The sequence below is a fragment of the Romboutsia lituseburensis DSM 797 genome (genome assembly GCF_900103615.1).
In the GTDB taxonomy this organism is placed as follows: Bacteria; Bacillota; Clostridia; order Peptostreptococcales; family Peptostreptococcaceae; genus Romboutsia_F; species Romboutsia_F lituseburensis.
This window is the reverse complement of sequence record NZ_FNGW01000001.1, coordinates 392,780-413,464: the sequence shown is the minus strand read 5'-3', so window position 1 is coordinate 413,464 and position 20,685 is coordinate 392,780. Positions and strand designations below refer to the sequence as shown.

At 25.6% G+C, this 20,685-nt stretch carries 18 protein-coding genes; 16 read left to right on the top strand and 2 right to left on the bottom strand.

Annotated elements, in window-relative coordinates; all coding sequences use genetic code 11:
* Position 1: 1 nt before the first annotated feature.
* The 3 genes from BLP75_RS01960 (at position 2) to BLP75_RS01950 (ending at position 3,017) form a co-directional block, all read left to right on the top strand.
* Entirely contained in the window at positions 2–763 is a 762-nt protein-coding gene (locus BLP75_RS01960; RefSeq protein ID WP_092722335.1) for a hypothetical protein, read from the top strand.
* A gap of 110 nt (positions 764–873) precedes the next feature.
* Positions 874–1,599: a response regulator transcription factor gene (locus BLP75_RS01955; protein WP_092722333.1), complete on the top strand. Its 726-nt coding sequence runs from the start codon at positions 874–876 to the stop codon at positions 1,597–1,599.
* A gap of 2 nt (positions 1,600–1,601) precedes the next feature.
* Positions 1,602–3,017 carry a HAMP domain-containing sensor histidine kinase gene (locus BLP75_RS01950; protein WP_207645416.1) on the top strand — a complete coding sequence of 472 codons (1,416 nt, stop codon included), beginning with the start codon at positions 1,602–1,604 and terminating at the stop codon, positions 3,015–3,017.
* Positions 3,018–3,169: 152 nt separating this feature from the next.
* On the opposite strand, the gene BLP75_RS01945 is transcribed toward BLP75_RS01950, so the two are convergent.
* The gene (locus BLP75_RS01945) at positions 3,170–3,457 is read right to left on the bottom strand and encodes a hypothetical protein (protein WP_092722331.1); all 288 of its coding nucleotides are present in this window, start codon (positions 3,455–3,457) and stop codon (positions 3,170–3,172) included.
* Between the two features lie 234 nt (positions 3,458–3,691).
* On the opposite strand from BLP75_RS01945, the gene BLP75_RS01940 reads away from it, so the two are divergent.
* Positions 3,692–4,177: a hypothetical protein gene (locus BLP75_RS01940; RefSeq protein ID WP_207645415.1), complete on the top strand. Its 486-nt coding sequence runs from the start codon at positions 3,692–3,694 to the stop codon at positions 4,175–4,177.
* A 121-nt stretch (positions 4,178–4,298) separates the two neighbouring features.
* Here the strand turns inward: BLP75_RS01940 and BLP75_RS01935 are convergent, their stop codons facing one another.
* Positions 4,299–5,108 carry a TraX family protein gene (locus tag BLP75_RS01935; protein WP_092722329.1) on the bottom strand — a complete coding sequence of 270 codons (810 nt, stop codon included), beginning with the start codon at positions 5,106–5,108 and terminating at the stop codon, positions 4,299–4,301.
* 237 nt (positions 5,109–5,345) lie between these two features.
* Here BLP75_RS01935 and BLP75_RS01930 point away from each other — a divergent pair, with 237 nt between their 5' ends.
* The 12 genes from BLP75_RS01930 to murJ all read left to right on the top strand — a co-directional run bounded on the left by BLP75_RS01930 (position 5,346) and on the right by murJ (position 20,679).
* The gene (locus BLP75_RS01930) at positions 5,346–5,648 is read left to right on the top strand and encodes a DUF898 family protein (protein WP_092722327.1); all 303 of its coding nucleotides are present in this window, start codon (positions 5,346–5,348) and stop codon (positions 5,646–5,648) included.
* A gap of 336 nt (positions 5,649–5,984) precedes the next feature.
* Positions 5,985–7,652, top strand: a complete 1,668-nt coding sequence (locus BLP75_RS01925) for a potassium/proton antiporter (RefSeq protein WP_092722325.1) — start codon at positions 5,985–5,987, stop codon at positions 7,650–7,652.
* 206 nt (positions 7,653–7,858) lie between these two features.
* A complete protein-coding gene (locus tag BLP75_RS01920) occupies positions 7,859–9,844 on the top strand; it encodes a tetratricopeptide repeat-containing diguanylate cyclase (protein ID WP_170139084.1) in 1,986 nt (661 codons plus the stop codon).
* A 367-nt stretch (positions 9,845–10,211) separates the two neighbouring features.
* Complete coding sequence (locus BLP75_RS01915; RefSeq protein ID WP_092722322.1) at positions 10,212–11,540, top strand: tyrosine-protein kinase domain-containing protein; 1,329 nt, start codon at positions 10,212–10,214, stop codon at positions 11,538–11,540.
* Positions 11,541–11,562: 22 nt separating this feature from the next.
* Positions 11,563–13,044 (top strand): polysaccharide biosynthesis protein, encoded by a 1,482-nt coding sequence (locus BLP75_RS01910; RefSeq protein ID WP_242872362.1) that lies wholly within the window; start codon positions 11,563–11,565, stop codon positions 13,042–13,044.
* Positions 13,022–13,609: a sugar transferase gene (locus BLP75_RS01905; RefSeq protein WP_092722318.1), complete on the top strand. Its 588-nt coding sequence runs from the start codon at positions 13,022–13,024 to the stop codon at positions 13,607–13,609. Before BLP75_RS01910 ends, BLP75_RS01905 begins: the two co-directional genes overlap by 23 nt.
* Positions 13,610–13,618: 9 nt before the next feature.
* A complete protein-coding gene (locus BLP75_RS01900) occupies positions 13,619–14,254 on the top strand; it encodes an acetyltransferase (protein ID WP_092722316.1) in 636 nt (211 codons plus the stop codon).
* A 25-nt stretch (positions 14,255–14,279) separates the two neighbouring features.
* Entirely contained in the window at positions 14,280–15,413 is a 1,134-nt protein-coding gene (locus tag BLP75_RS01895) for a DegT/DnrJ/EryC1/StrS family aminotransferase (RefSeq protein ID WP_092722314.1), read from the top strand.
* 12 nt (positions 15,414–15,425) lie between these two features.
* The gene (locus tag BLP75_RS01890) at positions 15,426–16,631 is read left to right on the top strand and encodes a glycosyltransferase family 4 protein (protein ID WP_092722312.1); all 1,206 of its coding nucleotides are present in this window, start codon (positions 15,426–15,428) and stop codon (positions 16,629–16,631) included.
* 1 nt (position 16,632) lies between these two features.
* Positions 16,633–17,937: a nucleotide sugar dehydrogenase gene (locus tag BLP75_RS01885; RefSeq protein ID WP_092722310.1), complete on the top strand. Its 1,305-nt coding sequence runs from the start codon at positions 16,633–16,635 to the stop codon at positions 17,935–17,937.
* Between the two features lie 2 nt (positions 17,938–17,939).
* Complete coding sequence (locus BLP75_RS01880; RefSeq protein ID WP_092722308.1) at positions 17,940–19,145, top strand: O-antigen ligase family protein; 1,206 nt, start codon at positions 17,940–17,942, stop codon at positions 19,143–19,145.
* Positions 19,138–20,679 carry a murein biosynthesis integral membrane protein MurJ gene (gene murJ / locus BLP75_RS01875; RefSeq protein ID WP_092722833.1) on the top strand — a complete coding sequence of 514 codons (1,542 nt, stop codon included), beginning with the start codon at positions 19,138–19,140 and terminating at the stop codon, positions 20,677–20,679. The genes BLP75_RS01880 and murJ overlap by 8 nt, the downstream gene beginning before the upstream one ends.
* Positions 20,680–20,685 lie beyond the last annotated feature (6 nt).

The following is a 20,685-nucleotide window of genomic DNA, read 5'->3' as shown; positions in this document are numbered from 1 at the left end:
TATGTTTTCAGTTGTAAAATGGGAAATTAAAAAAAGCTTTAAGCCAGGAGTATTTGTACTTTGGGCTTTGGGATTATTTTTAGGATATATATCACTATATGTTGGAAATGGTGTTAATGATGCTTATGCAGATTTATTTTCTAAATATTATGGAATTGCTCCAATAATGGGACTTGCAATGTTTTCTATGTTTGCAGGAAGCTTTGTACTAGAATACAATTCAGGTATGGATTCTCTTATAAAAGCGAGTAAAAATGGTAAGAAACAATTAGTAATATCAAAGTTTATAGCTAACGGGATATCTGCAAGTATAGTTAACTTATCTATATATTTAGTAATGATAATAAAAGTAGCTAGTAAATATAAAGCAGAAGGATTAAATTTACCACTTAAAAGTTTATGGTATTTTGGAAATAGTGGTTCGAATATAACAGTACTTCAAATGATATTAATAGTAGCATTAACTGTAATAGTAGGTTCATTTATATTTGCAGCACTAGGATTATTCTTATCATCAATAAGTAAAAGCGCATTTGTACCTTTTGTATTTGGTGGTTTAATAATGGGGATACCTTATATATTATCAGGATGGGTTCCTAATGCAAAAATATTTACAAATTCACCACTATGGGGTATGTATAGTGGACAACTTATAAGATATGATGCATCTATAAGTGCATGGATTGTATTTGCAGTAGTAGCAACAGCTGGAATAGGTATATTATACAATTTAACTAAAAATACATTCTTAAAAGAAAAGTAATATAAAATAAAAAATGAAGCTATTTCAAATATACTAAATTGTTAAATTTATGTATTTTGAAATAGCTATTTTTGGTATACTAAAGTATAAATAAACATCAGGAGGGTAATATGAATATAAAAGATAGTAAAATACTTATAGTAGATGATGAGATTGAAATATTAAATTTATTAAAAATAGCACTTAAAAAAGAAGGATTTGACAATATATATGAAGCTCAAACTGGGAAAGATGCAATAGAAAAATTTGAACAACATAGTCCGGATTTAGCAATATTAGATGTTATGCTTCCTGACATGGAAGGTTATGATATATGTAAACATATAAGAAAAACATCTAATATACCAGTATTATTTTTATCAGCTAAGGGTGAGGAATTAGATAGAATTATGGGACTTGCAATAGGAGCTGATGATTATATAACAAAGCCATTTAGTTTAAAAGAAGTATCTCTTAGAGTGAAAATTCAACTAAAAAGAAACTCTATAATAAGTGAAATGTCAAAAGAAGTTGAAGAAATAAAAGAGAAAAAATTATCATTTGGACCATTTGAAATAGATGAAGATAAAATAGAAGTTAAGAAAAATGGTGAAGCTATAGATTTAAAACCAAAAGAATATAAAATGTTTTTATATATGATGAAACATAAAAATCAAATAATAAGCAAAGAAAAATTCTGTGATGAAGTTTGGGGAGAAGACTTTTTTGGATTTGACAATACTATAATGGTACACATAAGAAGACTTAGAGAGAAAATAGAAGACAACCCTTCAAAGCCAAGATATATAGTAAATGTAAAAGGATTAGGATACAAACTTACAGATAAGGAAAACTAGATATGAATATGAAATGGAAATTAACTTTAAGGTATGTGTTAAGTATAGCTTTTGTAGCTATATTTGTAGTAATACTTAATATGGTAGCGCTTATTTCTTTGACATTTTATAGTGCAAGTCAAAATCAAGATAAAGATATAGCTCGTAATGGAGCAGGGTATTATGTAAGAAATTTTGAACATTATATCAAAGTAGATGAAAATAATAATTTAATAGTTAATGAAGATGGAATAAAATCTTTAGATAAAAATAGATTATGGATCCAAATATTAGATGAGGATGGCAAAGAAGTGTATAGCTATAAAAAACCTGAGGATGTCAATGCTAAACACACTCCTATTGAGCTTATAAATGGATATAAGTATAGTAGTGGGTTTGGAGGAAGTTCTGATATATTAGCAGGAGAAAAAAAGTTGAAAAATGAAGGTTATACATATTTAATTGGATTTCCTATGGACTATATAACTAAATATATATTTATAATGGAAAATGATAAATTAGTAAAATATATAAAAACATCTATAAATGCAATGATAATAATAGATTTTTTAATAGCTGTCATATTTGGATATATATTTAGTAAAGGGCTTACAAGACCAGTTAAAAAAATTATAACTGGTGTAGATGATTTAGCTGATGGAAATTATGATGTATATTACAAAGAAAAAGGAGTATATAGTAAAGTATTTGGAAAATTAAATAGTCTATCAGATACACTTAAATCTAATGAAATAGAAAGAACAAAAACAGAAAAAATGAGAGAAGATTGGATTGCTAATATTTCTCATGATATAAAAACACCTCTATCATCAATAAAAGGATATGCTGAAGTTTTAAGTGATGATTATGAATTTACAAATGAGGAAATATCTGAATTTGCAGATATAATAAATTCAAAAGCTGATTATATAAAAGAATTAGTAGATGATTTAAACCTAACTATGAAGTTGAAAAATAGTAATTCTATAATAAATAAAGAAGAAGTAAATTTAAATAGTTTAGTGAAAAATTCTGTAATAGATATATTTAATGACCCTAGATATTCTGAGAGGGATATCGAATTTGTAGATAGTGAAAAAGTAATAAAGAAAAACTTAGACAAGACATTAATAAAAAGAGTGATAAATAACCTTATATACAATGCTCTTGTTCATAATGATGAAAATGTAAGTATAATTGTTAGCGTTTTTGAAGATGAAAAAGCACATATAATAATAAAAGACAATGGAAAAGGTATAAATGAAGATGAGTTAAAATATATCTTTGAAAGATACTATAGAGGAACCAATACTGGGGAAGCTCATAAAGGATCAGGTCTTGGGATGGCAATAGCTAAAGAAATAATAGTAGCACATGGTGGAGACATACAGATAAGAAGTGAGGTTTCAAAAGGAACTGAAATAGAGATAATTTTATAACTTTAACTGAGTAGGATCTAAACTTTATGGTGCCAATGGATTTTTGCCTTAATTAAAATTATAGGAGTATAAGTTAACTGACTTATACTCCTATAATTTTTTTAGAAACATCGTCGTTTAGACACAGCAACAATGTAGTATTTTAAGTAAATTTAATTTTTATACTTTAAAAAACCATTTAAAAACTTTAATGCAAATATTAATGGAACAGCTACAGATAAAATAAATCCATATAATTTAAACATAGAATTAGCCACTATAATATTTAAAATCCCTGAAATAATAAACCATAATCCACATTTTGTCACAATATCAATGGCAAAATCACTATTTAGATAATTCATAAATAAATTACTGCTTTTATCATTAGAAATTTTATTTTTTAAATATCCTATAGATTTAATTACTACTATTCCTAATACAATTAAGAAAATATTCATTATGTTCTCCTACAAGTTGTTATATTTTATGTAATATGATTTTTACATAAATAAATCTTTGTTAAAATTTGTAAAACTCTGTATATATTTTACTATTAGTATTAATAGCAGTCAATTGTAGAATAATTTTTAGATGAGATTGTATATGTTTTAACAATATCTACTTATAAAGAATAATAGCAATTATTAAGTAGATACTAAATTTAATAACAATATATTTTCTAGGAGGTAAAAATGAAAAAAGTCTTTATAGCAACTATTTGTTTTTTACTGCTTTTTACAAATATATCTTTTGCAAATACAATCAATATATCAGATTCTGTTAAAGATATTGATATGGTTAGTAATAGAATGTATATAATTATTAAACAAATAACGGGAGATGATCCTCTGGATGTAGATGAACTTAATCGTGATATAAAGTTTTGTGAATCTATATTAAGTACACGAGGAAAAAAATTATCTGATATATATTCGAAAAATCCAACGGTTGAGGTTTCAAGAAATTGTGCGGCTTTATTGTATACAATATCTTTATATGAAATAGGTTTGACTAGCATAAGGATGTACATAAGGGATGACAGTAAAGCGGAGTATTTTATTGAAGCGTGTGCAAGTTATCAGGAAGGAAGGGCTTCTTTAAATGTTTTTAAACATAAATATAGAAACTATCCAACTACACAATCTAAACCTAAAAAAGAAAAATTTTTATGTCATTAAAATTTTTAGTGCTATTAATAAAATAGTCTAGATATGATAAAAAATTATGATAACAATATAAAAAAGTGTAGAAAAATTTGCTTTTTACAAATAAATCTACACTCTTTTATTTTATGCTAAATTATTTTGCTAAATACCATCCTATTATATATAGTATATAAATATGAGCTGGATAGAATATATAGAAGAAATTCTTATAACCCTTACCTTTTTCACCATTGTAAGCTAATATAAATAGTGATGAGAATATCATCATCCATTGGAAGTTTGATAATAAGTTAGAAACTGTTATAGCATCTCCACTAGATACAAATGATATTACACCAACTAAACATAATGATAATGCACATAATACTTTAGAGTTTCTTAAATAATAAAATGCGATTATTAATCCAACAAATAAAAACCCACCTTCACATATCATTACATTTGGAAGTACAGTTAACATCACAGGTCCAAGTAATACTGCACCAGGTGATAATATAATAAATGTACTTATAAAAGGCACTATTAAACATATGATATCTAAAATAACTTTTTTAATGTTTTTTACTTTTATATTTGCTATTAATTCATCTATAAAGTATATAAACCAACATCCTACAAATATAGTAAAGAATATATTATTCATTAAAGCCATATCAGATGGGAACTGTCTTTGTATAAAGAAACTTCCGATTCCCATTAAGTTTGAAGCTATATATAATCTAAATAAGTGCTTTTTTCTATTTTTAGTATAAAACATACCTTGAGCTGCTAAAAATAAAAATATTGGTGCAACTAATCTTCCTAAATAAGTAAACCACATAGGAATTTCATATGGTGTAATTGAAAAACACTGGTGTATATGGTCAAGTACCATAAGAAATGCTCCTATTAATTTAATTTGTGTACCATTCAATCCTTTTTTTATAGAATTTAAATTTTCCAAATAATCATCTCCTCTTCAATTTGTTTACTAGCTTATTATACAATCTTTAAAAATTTAAATCTTTAAACTAATCTTATATAAAACTTAAATAAACCTTAAATAAAATTAGGATAATTAAATTTAGCCTAAAATTTGTTTGTTAAGGATTATTTAAGATTAAGTTAAGTTGTAGTTTATATACTTTAAAAAAGTTTAGCCGTATAATAACAATATAAACAACACAAGGAGGTAAACAAAATGAGATCAAGATTTGAAGGTAGTTTATTAGGACTTATAGGAGTAAATATATTAGCGTGGTTAATAACATTTGTTACATTAGGAATAGCTACACCATGGGCTATGTGTATAAAGTATAGATGGGAAGCTGAAAACACAGTAATAGAAGGAAAAAGATTAAACTTTATAGGTAGTGGATCTAGTTTATTTATGCATTATATTAAATGGTGGGTATTAACAATAATAACTTTTGGTATATATGGACTTTGGTTATATATAAAACTATTACAATGGAAAACAGAAAATACTGTATTTGAAAATTAATAAAAAGCCATACTAAAAATGAAGTAAGTAGTCATTTTTAGTATGGCTTTTGTTTTTTTGAGCAACGGACGAAGTCGTTGGCGACAGTAGCGAAGCGACTTTTTTATAAAAAATATACATTAATGGAATAAATATTTATAAATTAAAATATAAAATATTTGTAAATAATAATAGGGGGTGAAAATAATGTTAGAAATCAAAAAGGTTAGAAATAATTATATTTAAATTCTAAATATTTTTTTATTAAATTTTTGTTAAATTGTATGAAAAATTCTGAAAATCATGTATAATGAAATTAAGACGGTTAGATTATTCATTTAAAAGAGGAGGTATTTTATGATAAACTTAATGATAATTAGTGCATTAGTCTTATTGGTTTGTATAACCTCAAGTAAAATATTCTACAAATTTGGTGTTCCTATATTATTAGTATTCATAATACTAGGAATGTTATTTGGTTCAGATGGAGTTGTAGGAATATATTTTGATAACTATGAATTGACAAAGGAAATATGTGCCATTGCTTTAGTATTTATAATGTTTTATGGAGGATATGGTACTAACTGGAATATGGCAAAACCAGTAGCTATACCATCTATATTATTGTCTACAGTAGGGGTAGTTATAACAGCAGGGTTAACTGGGTTATTTTGTATATTAGTTTTTAATACAAGTGTTTTAGAAGGATTACTTATCGGGTCTATAGTAGCATCAACGGATGCTGCATCAGTTTTCGCAATATTGCGTTCTCAAAAACTAAATCTAAAAGGATCTATTGCATCAATATTAGAAATAGAAAGTGGTAGTAATGACCCCTTTGCATATATGATGACAATAATTATCCTAGGTCTTATGGGAAATATTGATTCTAGTAGTATATTACCTATGTTATTAACTCAAGTACTAGTAGGAATAATTAGTGCAGTTATATTAGCAAAATTAACTGTATATTTACTAAGAAATGTAAACTTTGAAATAGAAGGATTTTATCCAATATTTGTGACGGCGATTGCGATACTTTCATATTCTTTAAGTGAATACTTAGGCGGAAATGGATACTTAAGTGTTTATATAGCTGGTATAATGATAGGAAATAGCAAAATTCCTCATAAGAAAAGTATATTCCAGTTCTTTGATGGTATATCATGGATAATGCAGATAATGTTATTCTTCTTATTAGGATTATTAGCATTCCCATCTCAAATACCTGGAGTAATGGTAAAAGGTATACTTATATCAATATTTATGATAGTAATAGCAAGACCTATTGCTACGTTTAGTATATTAAGCTGGTTTAAAATACCAGTAAAGCAACAGATATTTATATCTTGGGTAGGATTAAGAGGAGCTGCATCTATAGTATTTGCTATATTTGCTGTAACTTATGGAGTGCCAATAGAAAATGACATATTCCATATAATATTCTTTATAGCACTATTCTCTGTAGCAGTGCAGGGAACTCTTTTACCAGCTATGGCAAGAAAGTTAGATTTAATTGATGACAACTCATCAATATTAAAAACATTTAATGACTATACAGAAGATAAAAGTACAAAGCTAATAGAAGTTTCAGTTACTGATGATTGTCGTTTGGTAAACAAATCTATAATGGATGCTGATATACCAGAAGATATTCTTATAGTAATGATAAAAAGAAATGGAGATGTACTAGTACCAAATGGTTCAACAGTAATGTTACTAGGAGATGTTCTTGTTATAACTGGAAATAATTTTGATATTTTAGATAATTATTTTGATCATAAGGTCAATAAATATCAAGAAGGAAAGAGTACAAAGTTAATGGAAATTTCAATACCATTAGATAGCAAGATAGCTAATAAGTCTATAAAAGATATCGACATACCAAAAGATATTCTTATAGTAATGATAAAAAGAAAAGGAAACATAATAATACCAAATGGATCAACTGTAATACGTCCAGAGGATGTATTGGTCATAACTGGTAATAATTTAGATGAACTAGATAATTTAAGTGGAATATAATATTATATAAATATTAAGTAGGCTGCTCAAAATAAGTAAATTTATTTGAGCAGTTTATTTTTATGCGTAATAACAATTTTATTAATCAAATTGTAAATTTAGAAGTTAAACTTAAAAGGTTGACCTTAACAAATAAAAAAGTAAAAGAATTATGATTTATGCCGATAAATATATTAAGTAGGTTAATTATTAGAATGGAGATAAAATTGAAAAAAATAAACAATTTAAAAAAAGTAATAATATTATTTATAGTGCTATTAATATTATTTTTTTGTTTTTTTATTAATAATAAAGATAACATTAAATCTTCAACATTAAATAAAGATTATATATTAAATGAAATAGAATCAAAAGATCAAGATGTTAATATAAAAAAAGATAGAATCATTGAGATCAAAAATTATTTGGGTACAACTAAAAAAGATAGCAGTTACTATTTTATAAATGGATATATAAGTTATATAGAAAAAGATTACAAAAATGCAATTACAAATTTTGAAAAAACAAAGGAACTAATAAAGAAAAAGGACTCAAGTTTTCTTAAAATATATACTTATATCTTTGAAAATGAATGTTATCTAAAAGAAAATAATTATAAATATTTGGTTGAAAATAGTAAAGCAGCATTTAAATATATAAGTTTAAGTAAAAAATATAAAAATGATAAAGATACAATGTGGAGAACTATAAGGACATTAACTAAAAATAATGAAACTACTGAAAAAAGTATAGATGTATTAAATAATTATATGGAAAATACAAAAGGTTTAAACTATAATACAGAAGTTGGTATAGTAAGCCATTTAGCGTATTTACATAGATTAAATTTTAAATATACTCAATCAACATATAATTATATAAAAGCTTTAGATATTATAAAAAACAATAGAAAACATATTAAGGATGCTGAGTTTTATGAATGTGTAATAATAAGTAATATAGGGGATTTAAGTTATATTTTAAATGACTTAAAAAATGCTATAAAATGTTATGATAAAGCTGTAAATATAAAAATTAAAGATAAGAAAAATAATGCCATGGCAAAATCAATAGTTTATATAAATCAAATGACAGTATATATAGATTTGGGCGATTATGATAAAGCTATTGAAATATCTAAAAGTATTAATGAATTAATAGGTTTTTTAAAAAAAGATGTTAAAGATGATATTGAAATGCTTTTATACCAAAACCTAGCTTCAGCCTATACATATAAAAAAGATTTAAATAAGGCAGAAATGCTTTTAAATAAATCTAAAAAAATATTACAATATGATGAAGTTGAGTATATAAAAAATAAAGAACTGATGCTAAAAATAGCATATGCAGAATTTTATGAAGAACAAGGAAATCATGATGAAGCTATACAAATATATGAAGAAATTTTAAAGAATCCTTTAAAAAATGATGTGAATATAGAGGTTCAAATATATGATGAAATATCAAATATATATCTAGAGAAAGATGATACACAAAATTATATTAAATATACTAAATTAGCGACTATTAAAAAAGATGATTTTGAAAATCAGCTAAAAGAAGAGTATATGAGATATGCAAGTAAATTATATGAAAGTGATACATTAAGAGAAGAACAAGATAAAAATATACACAATATAATATTTTTGCTAGTAAGTATAATATTATTAATATTAATATTAATATCAAGAGTAAATACAATTATTACACTAAAAAAATCTAATTTTACAGATGGAATGACTAATTTATATAATAGAAAATATCTAGATTATTATATGAATAAAAATAAAAAAAAGATAATCAATAAAAATATATCAGTGATTTTAACTGATATAGACTATTTTAAAAAATATAATGATAATTATGGTCATATAAAAGGTGATGAAGTAATAAAAGAAGTAGCCAGTTCAATAATAGAAAATATTAAAAATTATGGTATTGCAATTAGATATGGCGGAGAAGAAATAGTAATAATTCTTCCTAAAGCTAATATAGACGAAGCTAAAATTATAGCAAATAAAATACAATCAAGTATAAATGAAAAGAATATAGATCATAAATATTCTAACGTATCAGATAAGTTAACCATAAGTATGGGGATTTATAATAAAGTTTATTTATACAATGATAATATATATTCTATTATAGATAGTGCAGATAAAGCTTTATATAAAGCAAAAAGTAATGGTAAAAATAAATATGAAATATATTAATAAATTATACTTTTATATTATTAAATTTATAGTACTAAAACGTTTTAACTTAAATATTAAAAACTGAGAAAAAAGTAAAAAATTACACTTTAAGCAAAAAAGGAAGTAGCTAATGGAAAGTATAGCGCCTTAAGAGTAGCTTAAGTGAATATAATTTTTTATTTTTTTCTTTTTTTGTTAACATAATAAAAATATATTATATATTTTAAAAATTATTCATAAAAATTACAAAAAATGACAAAATGTAACAAAAAAAGTGAAAGTATATATAATATAAATAGACCAATAAATATTTAATTAAGTACAGTAAAGCTATAGAAAATAAATATTATTTATAGTCTAAAATATTTGATAAGGAGGTTCATAAATGGAAGAAATAATAAATTTAAGACAATGCTTTCAAATAATAAAAAAAAATATCTCATTAATAATTATAATAACTTGCATAACTATGTTTACAAGTGCAGGTTTGAGCTTCTTTGTAATTGACCCTGTATATGAAGCGAATACAACGTTAATTGTAAACAAAGTAAAAGAAGTAAACACACAAGATATAACAAATGATGACGTATTAGCGAATCAAAAACTAGCATTGACTTATGGTGAAATTATAAAATCTAGAACCGTATTAGATAAAGTAATTAAGAATTTAAATATAGACACAGATGTTAAAAAATTATCTAATGATATAAGAGTAACAACGCTTACAGATACTCAGATTATAAATGTATCAGTTAGAGAAGATAATCCAAAATTGGCTAATAATATAGCTAATGAAATCGCAAGTGTATTTACAAGTGAATTATCAAGAATAATGAAAACAAATAATGTAGAGATAATAGATAAAAGTACTATACCAGATAAACCAGTTAAGCCTAATAAAATTATGAATACAATGATAGGAGCTATAATTGGTTTGATATTAGGATTAATTGTAACATTTGTACGTGAATATATAGATACAAAAGTAAAATCATCAAAAGATGTAGAAGAGAAGTTAAACTTACAAATTATAGGCAATATACCTAATGAGAATAATTTAGATTCTAAAAATATGAAATCTATTTTAGATGAAAACTATAAAAATATAAGAACAAATATTGAATTTTCAAATGTAGATAAAAACATAAAATCAATAGTTATAACTAGCAGCCAAAAAAATGAAGGAAAAACAACGATAGTATCTTCTTTGGGATCTAGTTTTGCACAGTTAGATAAGAAGATATTAATAATAGATTGTGATTTTAGAAACCCATCCATACACAAGGTATTTGATATATCTAATAAACAGGGAATAGCAGATGTATTATTAAATAAAGTTAATTTAAAAGATTGTGTTCATGAAATAAGTTCAGAAAATCTTAATGTCTTAACATGCGGTAGCATACCTTCAAACCCATCCGAATTATTAAGTTCTCACAAAATGCAAAAATTATTAGAAGAATTAAAAAATGAATATGATTATATATTTATAGACTCCCCACCTATTGGAAGAGTTACAGATGCTGGAGTAATATCAAATTATGTTGATTCAACTATAATTGTAATAGCTGAAAATGAAGTTAATATAGACGATGTAAAAGTAGCTAAAAAGAAATTACAACAAGTTAATGCTAATATATTAGGTTCAATATTTAATAAATCAAGCTTATACAAAAGTGAATGTTATTATGGATATTACTATGAAAATGAATAATGCTATAAGGAGTAGATGTTTAATGGAAACAAATATAAGTAATCAAAAAAAATCAAGAGTACTTATAATTGGAGCAGGAAGTGCTGGAGAGTTAGTAATAAATGAGATTTGTAAAAATTTAAAATCAGAAAAGATAGTTGTAGGAATTGTAGATGATGACAGTGATAAAGTAGGAAAAGTGATAAATAATATCCCGATAATAGGAACTACAAAAGATATAAAATATATAGTTGAAAAGTACAGTATAGATGAAATAATATTTTCAATTGCAGATATATCAAAAAAGCGAAAACATGAAATACTATCAATTTGTGATAGCGCTAGGTGTGGCAATAGTGAGTGTAGTATTAAAGTTATACCAGGAATATTTGAAATAATAAATGGGGCAGTAGATATAAAAGAGATAAAAGATGTAAAAATAGAAGATTTACTATTTAGAGAAACTATAGACTTAGACTTAAATAAAATAGGTGAATACTTAAATGAAAAAGTAGTCTTAGTTACAGGTGGAGGAGGAAGTATAGGTAGTGAACTTTGTAGACAAATTTCAACTTTTAATCCTAAGCTACTTATAATACTTGATAATTATGAAAATAATGCATATGATATTCAACAAGAATTAATAAGAAAATATGCAGATAAATTAAATGTAGAAACAATAGTAGCATCTATAAGAGAAGAAGAACGAATTAAAAAAATATTTGAAAAATACCATCCAGATATTGTGTTTCATGCAGCGGCTCATAAACATGTTCCTTTGATGGAAGATAGTCCTAGTGAAGCTATAAAAAATAATATATTTGGAACACTTAATGTAGCAAACCTTTCTAAACAGTACAATGTTGAAAAATTTGTACTCATATCTACAGATAAAGCAGTCAATCCAACAAGTATTATGGGAGCAACAAAAAGGGCTGCTGAAATAATAATCCAAACTCTAAATGAAGATAGTAACACTAAATTTGTAGCTGTACGTTTTGGAAATGTACTAGGTAGCAATGGTAGTGTAATACCACTTTTTAAAAAGCAAATACAAGAAGGTGGACCAGTAACTATAACTCACAAAGATATAATTAGATATTTTATGACTATAACTGAAGCAGTGCAATTAGTTATACAAGCAGGCTCAATTGCCAAAGGTGGAGAAATATTCATACTTGATATGGGTCAACCTGTAAAAATAGATGAACTTGCAAAAAATTTAATAAAGTTAAGTGGATTTGAGCCAGGTGTTGATATAGAGATAGAATATATAGGACTTAGACCTGGTGAAAAACTTTATGAAGAGTTATTAATGGATGAAGAAAAAATATTAAGCACAGAAAATAGAAAAATTTATATAGCAAATCCAATAGCTATAGATAAAGAAAAATTAACAAATAACTTAATAATGTTAAAATACGCTGTAGAGAAAGAAGAAAATGACATTTTAGAACATATAATAAAAAAAATAGTTACTAATTTTGTTAGGGAGGCAGAAGATGAAAGCTCAACTAATAATTAAAAAGATTTTCGATATTATATCAAGTGCTTTAGGCATAGTAATTTTATCTCCATTATTTTTAATTGTATCAATACTAATAAAATTAGATTCACCTGGCAAAGTATTATTCATTCAAGATAGATTAGGAAAAGATGGTAAGGTATTTAAAATATATAAGTTTAGAACTATGTGTGATAATGCTATAAACATTGGAAATGGATTATTTACAGATGAAGCAGATAGTAGAATAACAAAAATTGGATCATTTCTTAGAAAAACTAGCATAGATGAATTACCTCAATTATTTAATATTTTAAAAGGAGATATGAGTTTAGTTGGACCAAGACCACCTGTGCCTAATTTTCCTTATAAATATGATGAGTATTCAGAGGTGCAAAAAATAAGATTTGAAATGCTTCCAGGGATAACAGGATGGGCTCAAGTTGTGGGACGAAATAGTATAGACTGGGATGAAAGGATAACCCTAGATATAGACTATGTAAAAAACTATAGCTTTTTATGGGATATAAAAATCATAATATTAACATTAGCTAAAGTAGTTAAGAGAGAAGACATCTATAAATAGGAGACTAATATGATAGATATAATTGTTATTGGAGCAGGCGGTCATGCCTCTGTAATTATTGATTGTATAGAACTTATGATAAAACAAGGTGAGAATATACAAATAAAAGGTATTTTAGATGATAGAAAAGATAAAAGTGAGTTTATGGGATATAAGGTGCTTGATAAAATAGGTAATATTTATTTATATAATGATGAAAATACAAAGTTTGTAATAGCTATAGGAGACAACAAGCTAAGAATGAATATAGCTAATAAATTTAAAAATATTAATTATTATACAATTATTCATCCGAGTAGTATTATTGGAAAAAATGTTCACATTGGCTATGGAAGTATGGTTATGGCTAATGCTGTAATAAACTCAAACACTATAATAGGTAATCATGTGATTATCAATAGTGGTGCTATTATAGAACATGACAATATAATAAATGATTTTGTTCATATATCTCCATCAGCAACTTTATGTGGAGGTGTAAAAATAGGATATATGACTCATGTAGGTGCATCAGCTACTATCATACCTTCAATAAAGATAGGCAGTGAAAGTATTGTAGGAGCAGGATCAGTAGTTACAAAAAATATAAAGTCTAGGACTGTTAATGTAGGTGTACCTTCAAAACCTATAAAAGATATATTGTAGTTAAAATAATTTTGAGGTGATATAAATGAAAGACAGAATATACCTTTCATCTCCACATATGGGTGGAAATGAAATTAAGTATATAAATGAAGCCTTTGAAGAAAATTGGATAGCTCCATTAGGTCCAAATGTTAGTAACTTTGAAAAAGAAATATGTAAATATACAAATGCATCATATGCAACAGCTTTAGCAAGTGGAACTAGTGCAATACATCTTGCATTAAAATCTCTTGGTGTTAAAAGTAAAGATTTAGTATTTTGTTCATCCTTAACATTTTCAGCAACAGCAAATCCTATAACATATCTTGGTGCTACTCCTGTATTTATAGATAGTGATTATGAATCGTGGAATATGAGTCACATAGCACTTCAAAAGGCATTTGATTATTTCCTAGAAAATGATAAAAAACCAAAAGCTGTAGTAATAGTAAATCTATACGGACAAAGTGCAGATTATGATAAATTAAAAAAAATATGTGATAAATATGAAGTTCCAATTATAGAAGATGCAGCAGAATCATTAGGTGCAACATACAAAGGAAAATATAGTGGAACTGTAGGTGATATAGGGATATATTCCTTTAATGGAAATAAAATAATAACCACATCAGGTGGTGGAATGCTAGTATCTAATATAGAAAAATACACAAAAAAAGCTTTATTTTGGGCTACTCAATCAAGAGAAAATGAAAGACACTATGAACATAAAGAAATAGGATACAACTATAGAATGAGTAATATTTGTGCAGGAATAGGAAGAGGTCAGTTAGAGGTTATTGAAGATAGAATATCTAAGAAAAAACAAATATATGAGTTATACAAAGAAGGATTTAAAGATATAAAAGAAATACAAATGATGAATATATGTGATTATGGAAGATCAAACTATTGGCTATCAGTCATGACTATAGATAAAAACTCAAAAGTAAAACCAATCGATATAATACTAGCACTAGAAAAAGAAAATATAGAGTCTAGACCTGTATGGAAACCAATGCATATGCAGCCTATATTTAAAGATTATAAATTTTTCTCTACATTAGAAAATCAAAGTGTATCAGAAGATTTATTTAATCAAGGCGTGTGTTTACCATCAGATACTAAAAACTCATTAAGTGATTTTAAATACATTATAGATATAATTAAAAAATTATTTTAAAGAGGAATCAAAATGAAAATTATATATCTTCATCAATATTTTAAAAGTAATAAATCATCAGGTTCAACTAGATCATATGAGTTTTCAAAAGCTTTAGCAAACAAAGGTAATGAAGTAAACATAATAACAGGAAGCCAAATAGATGAATACGACCTAGGTGAAAATATAAAAATATATTCTACTAAAACACAGTATTCAAACAATATGAATTTTACTAGAAGGATAATGGCTTTTATAGACTATATATTAAAATCAATATTAATAGGAATAAAAATAAAAGATGTAGATGTAATATTTGCAACATCAACACCATTAACCATAGGAATACCTGGATATATATTATCAAAATTTAAAAAAGCAAAGCTAATATTTGAAGTAAGAGATGTGTGGCCAGATATACCTATTGAATTAGGATTTATTAAAAATAAACTAGTTATAAAACTACTAAAAAAATTAGAACTATTCATATATAAAAACTCAGATCAAATAATAACTCTATCACCTGGAATGTACAATAACCTTTTGAATAAAGGAATTAGTGAATCTAAATTATCAGTCATACCAAATATATCAAACATACCTTTATATGACTCAGTAAAAGAAGATAAAAACTTAATCAAAAAAAATCTAGGAATAGAAAATAAATTTGTATGTATACACCCTGGGACTATGGGATTTGTAAATGGGTTAGATAATATATTAGATGTAGCTAAGAAAATCTACGAGATAGATAAAAACATAGTTTTTATTTTAGTAGGAGAAGGCAAGGAAAAAAACAAGTTAATAGAGAAAAAGGAAAATGAAAAAATAGAAAATGTATTTATACTAGATCCTATGCCAAAGCAAGATGTAGTCAACTTAATAAAATCATCAGATATAGGAATTATGAGTGTAATAAACTACAAGATATTAGAAGACAATAGTGCAAATAAATTTTTCGATTTTTTAGCAGCAGGTTTGCCTATAATGATAAATTATAAAGGCTGGCAAGGAAATGAATTAAATGATTATAATTGCGGATACTCATGTGAATATACTAATCCATCAGATATGGCATTAAAAATAATTGAGTTAAAAAACAATGAAGAATTATTTAATGAAATGAAAATCAATTCTAAAAAATTAGCCAATCAAAAGTATTCACTAGAAGTTAGCTTAGAGAAGTTATATGAAGTGTTTAATAAAGTATCTATTAAAAAAGAAAGGAAGATGAGATAACATGAATCTATATGAATCTATAAAATCAAATAAAGAAAAAATTTCAGTTATAGGTCTTGGGTATGTAGGAATACCATTAGCTGTAGAATTTTCTAAACATTGTGATGTCATAGGATTTGATATAAATAAAGAAAAAATAAATCAATATCTAAATGGAATAGATCCAACACAAGAAGTTGGGGATGAAAATTTAAAAGATTGTAAAGTACTTTTCACATCAGATGAAGAAAATCTTAAAAAAGCAAAGTTTCATATTGTGGCAGTTCCAACGCCTATAAATCAAGATAAAACACCAAACCTAAAGCCTATTATAGGAGCTAGTGAAGTAGTAGCTAGAAACTTAACAAAAGGATCAATAGTAGTTTATGAATCTACAGTATATCCAGGTACAACAGAGGAAATATGTGTACCTATACTTGAAAAAATATCAGGACTTAAATATAAAAGAGATTTTAAAATAGGATACTCTCCAGAAAGAATTAACCCAGGTGATAAGGTAAATAGACTAACTTCTATAGTTAAAATAGTATCTGGATGTGATGAAGAGACTTTGGATACAGTAGCAAAAGTATATGAAATGATAATACAAGTAGGTGTGTATAGAGCTGAAAGTATAAAGGTTGCAGAAGCTGCTAAAGTTATTGAAAATTCTCAAAGAGATATTAATATAGCTTTTATGAACGAGCTTGCTATGGTATTTGATAAAATGAATATAGACACAGTAGAAGTGCTTAAAGCCGCACGAACAAAATGGAACTTCTTAAATTTTAAACCTGGTCTTGTAGGAGGTCACTGTATAGGCGTTGATCCATATTATTTTATATATAAAGCACAAGAGTTAGGATACCATTCTCAAATAATATTGTCAGGAAGACAAATAAATGATGAAATGGGTAAATACATTGGACAAAACACTATAAAAAAACTTGTATTAGCAGATAAAAAAGTAAAAGGTGCTAAGGTAGGTATAATGGGTATTACTTTTAAAGAGAATTGTCCAGACATAAGAAATACTAAAGTTATAGATATAATAAATGAATTAAGAGAATATGGTGTAGATGTTTTGGTATATGATCCAATTGCCAACAAAGATGACGTTAAGTCAGAATACAATATAGATCTTGTATCATATGAAAACCTACAAAAATTAGATGCTGTATTAATAGCAGTAGAGCATGAAGAATTTAAAAAATTAGATATAAAAGATATTAAAAATATGCAAAACAAGAAAAATCCAATAATTATAGATATAAAAGGTATATTTGACAAAGATAAAATAACAGGCTGCATGTATTATAGGTTATAGGTATGAATATAAAAAGAGATAGTCTGATAAATGAAGATAATATATATATGGAAAATGCAAAATTTTTAATAATCTTTATGTATATTAAATTTTTAATATATCCATTAAAATTTGCTGTAAACTCAGATTCTTTTATAAATGCTATATCAGGAATGGTAACAGTAGCAATAGGATTGTATCTTCTTAATATAAATAAATTTAAAATTAGCAATAAATTTATAATCTTTATATTAAGTATATTGTTATTATTTATGCTTAATATATTTTTAGTAGATTATAAATCTATAGTAACCACCGAGATGTTAAATTTTATAATATACAATATTATAATAATTTATATAATTTCTCAGGGAATAAATTTTAAGCATTCACTTAATATATGGTACAAAATAGCCATATATACAACCATAGTATCGCCAATTTATATGATTATGGTTAGTAATAAAATGAGTAGTTATATGTTTTATGGAATATATATGAGTTACTCGTTTTGTATAATACTACTTTACTATATAAAAACTAATAAGAAAATAAACCTACCTTTACTAATGTATATATTAGTTTCAACTATGATATATGGAAATCGATCAGCAGTACTTACGATGATAATGTCTATAATAATTTTCAATTTATTATTCCAAGAAAAGTATACAAAAAAAGTGATTTTTATAATCTTAATTTCGTTATTAAGTATATTTGCAGTAATCTATCAAGACCAATTAATATCAGAAACTATAAGATTCCTTACTCAACTAGATTTAAAAACTTATTCTATAAATAAATATCTACTACAACTTAATAAGGGACTTGGTAGTGTTTTGTCAGGAAGAGATTTTTTATATAATGATGGACTAAGAATGATTAGTGAATCAAAAGGACTGCCACTTGGTATAGGATACTTTGAAAATGCCACAGGAATTAGGTATCCACATAACTTTTTTATAGATTTTTTTATAGTATTTGGTATATATGGAGGAATAATATTACTTTCATCTATATTAATATCTAGTATAAAAACATTTATAAACTTTGATAAATATGGTAAGCAATTTATGATTTTAATATTTATAGTATCAAGTGTAAGACTTATGTTTAGCTCTACATTTATAGTTGAGAGAAACTTTTGGATAATAATATCATTACTGGTATTTGCATATCAAAATATAAGGATAAACAAGATAAAGGACAGTGATGAAAAATATGAATAAAGTAGCTAAGTCAGCCATATACCTTATGATTGCAACTATATTATCAAAAATTTTAGGATTTGCAAGGGAATTAGTATTAAGCTCTTCTTATGGAGCTAGTGCATATAGTGATGCATATATAACAGCAGTAAACATACCAGTTGTTATATTTAGTGCTGTTGGTATGGCTCTAGCTACTACTGTAATACCACTATATTATGAAAAACAAAAAATAGGTGGTAGTGAAAAAGGAATAGAGTTTATTAATAATATTATGAATATAGTATTAATTATTAGTAGCATACTAGCCATACTAGGCTTTATATTTGCAAGGCAACTAGTAGGTATAGTAGCTATAGGATTTGAAGGCGAAACCCTAGACCTAGCTATAAAGTTCACTAGAATATTGATATTTGGGATAATATTTGTAGGTATAAGCAACATAATAACATCTTACTTACAAACTCAAAATCAATTTGCAGTACCTGGATTGATAGGAGTTCCATTTAATATAATAGTAATCATATCTATAATATTGAGTGTAAAAATCAATATATATATACTGCCAATAGGAACTTTAATAGGGATAATAAGTCAGTTTTTATTTCAGTATCCATTTGCTAAAAAATTAGGATACAAGTACAAATATTATATAAATATTAAAGATGAATATATTAAAAAAATGATGTGGTTAGTATGCCCAGTATTTATAGGCGTATCAGTAAATCAAATCAATGCTATAGTCGATAGATGTATAGCATCAACTCTTATGGAGGGCACTATATCTGCTCTAAATTATGCAAATCGTTTAAATGGATTTGTTATAGGATTATTTATAGCATCTATAGGTGCTGTTATATATCCTATGTTATCTAAATTATCAAATGAAAAAAATCAAAACAAGTTTATAAAATCAGTATCTCAAAGTATCAATAGTGTAATATTGCTAGTTATTCCAGTATCAGTAGGTGCAATGGTGCTGTCATATCCAATAGTAAAACTGTTATTTGAAAGAGGTCAATTTAGCCCACAGGCAACAGCTATGACAGCATCAGCCTTAGTATTTTTCTCAATAGGAATGGTAGCATTTGGTCTAAGAGATATTTTAGGCAAAGTATTTTATTCACTTCAAGATACAAAAACCCCAATGATAAATGGTGCAATATCTATGATACTAAATATTATATTAAGCTTAATATTAGTAAAATTTATGGGTCACAATGGATTAGCATTTGCGACTAGTTTATCTAGTATATTGTGCATAATACTTTTATTTGTTAGTTTGAAAAAGAAAATAGGCTACTTTGGACAAGACAATATAATAAAAACTTCATTGAAATCACTAGGAAGTGCTATATTAATGGGAATTGTTACTTTCTATTCATATAACCAATTGTCATACATTATGGGAAGTAGTACTGTTGGTCAAATTATATCACTAGGAAGTGCAGTATTTATAGGCGCATTAGTGTATTTGATATTAATTGTTTTATTAAAAATAGATGAGGTAGAAATTATAAAATCGAAGTTAAAAAAAGTTATTGAATCTAAATGATATGGA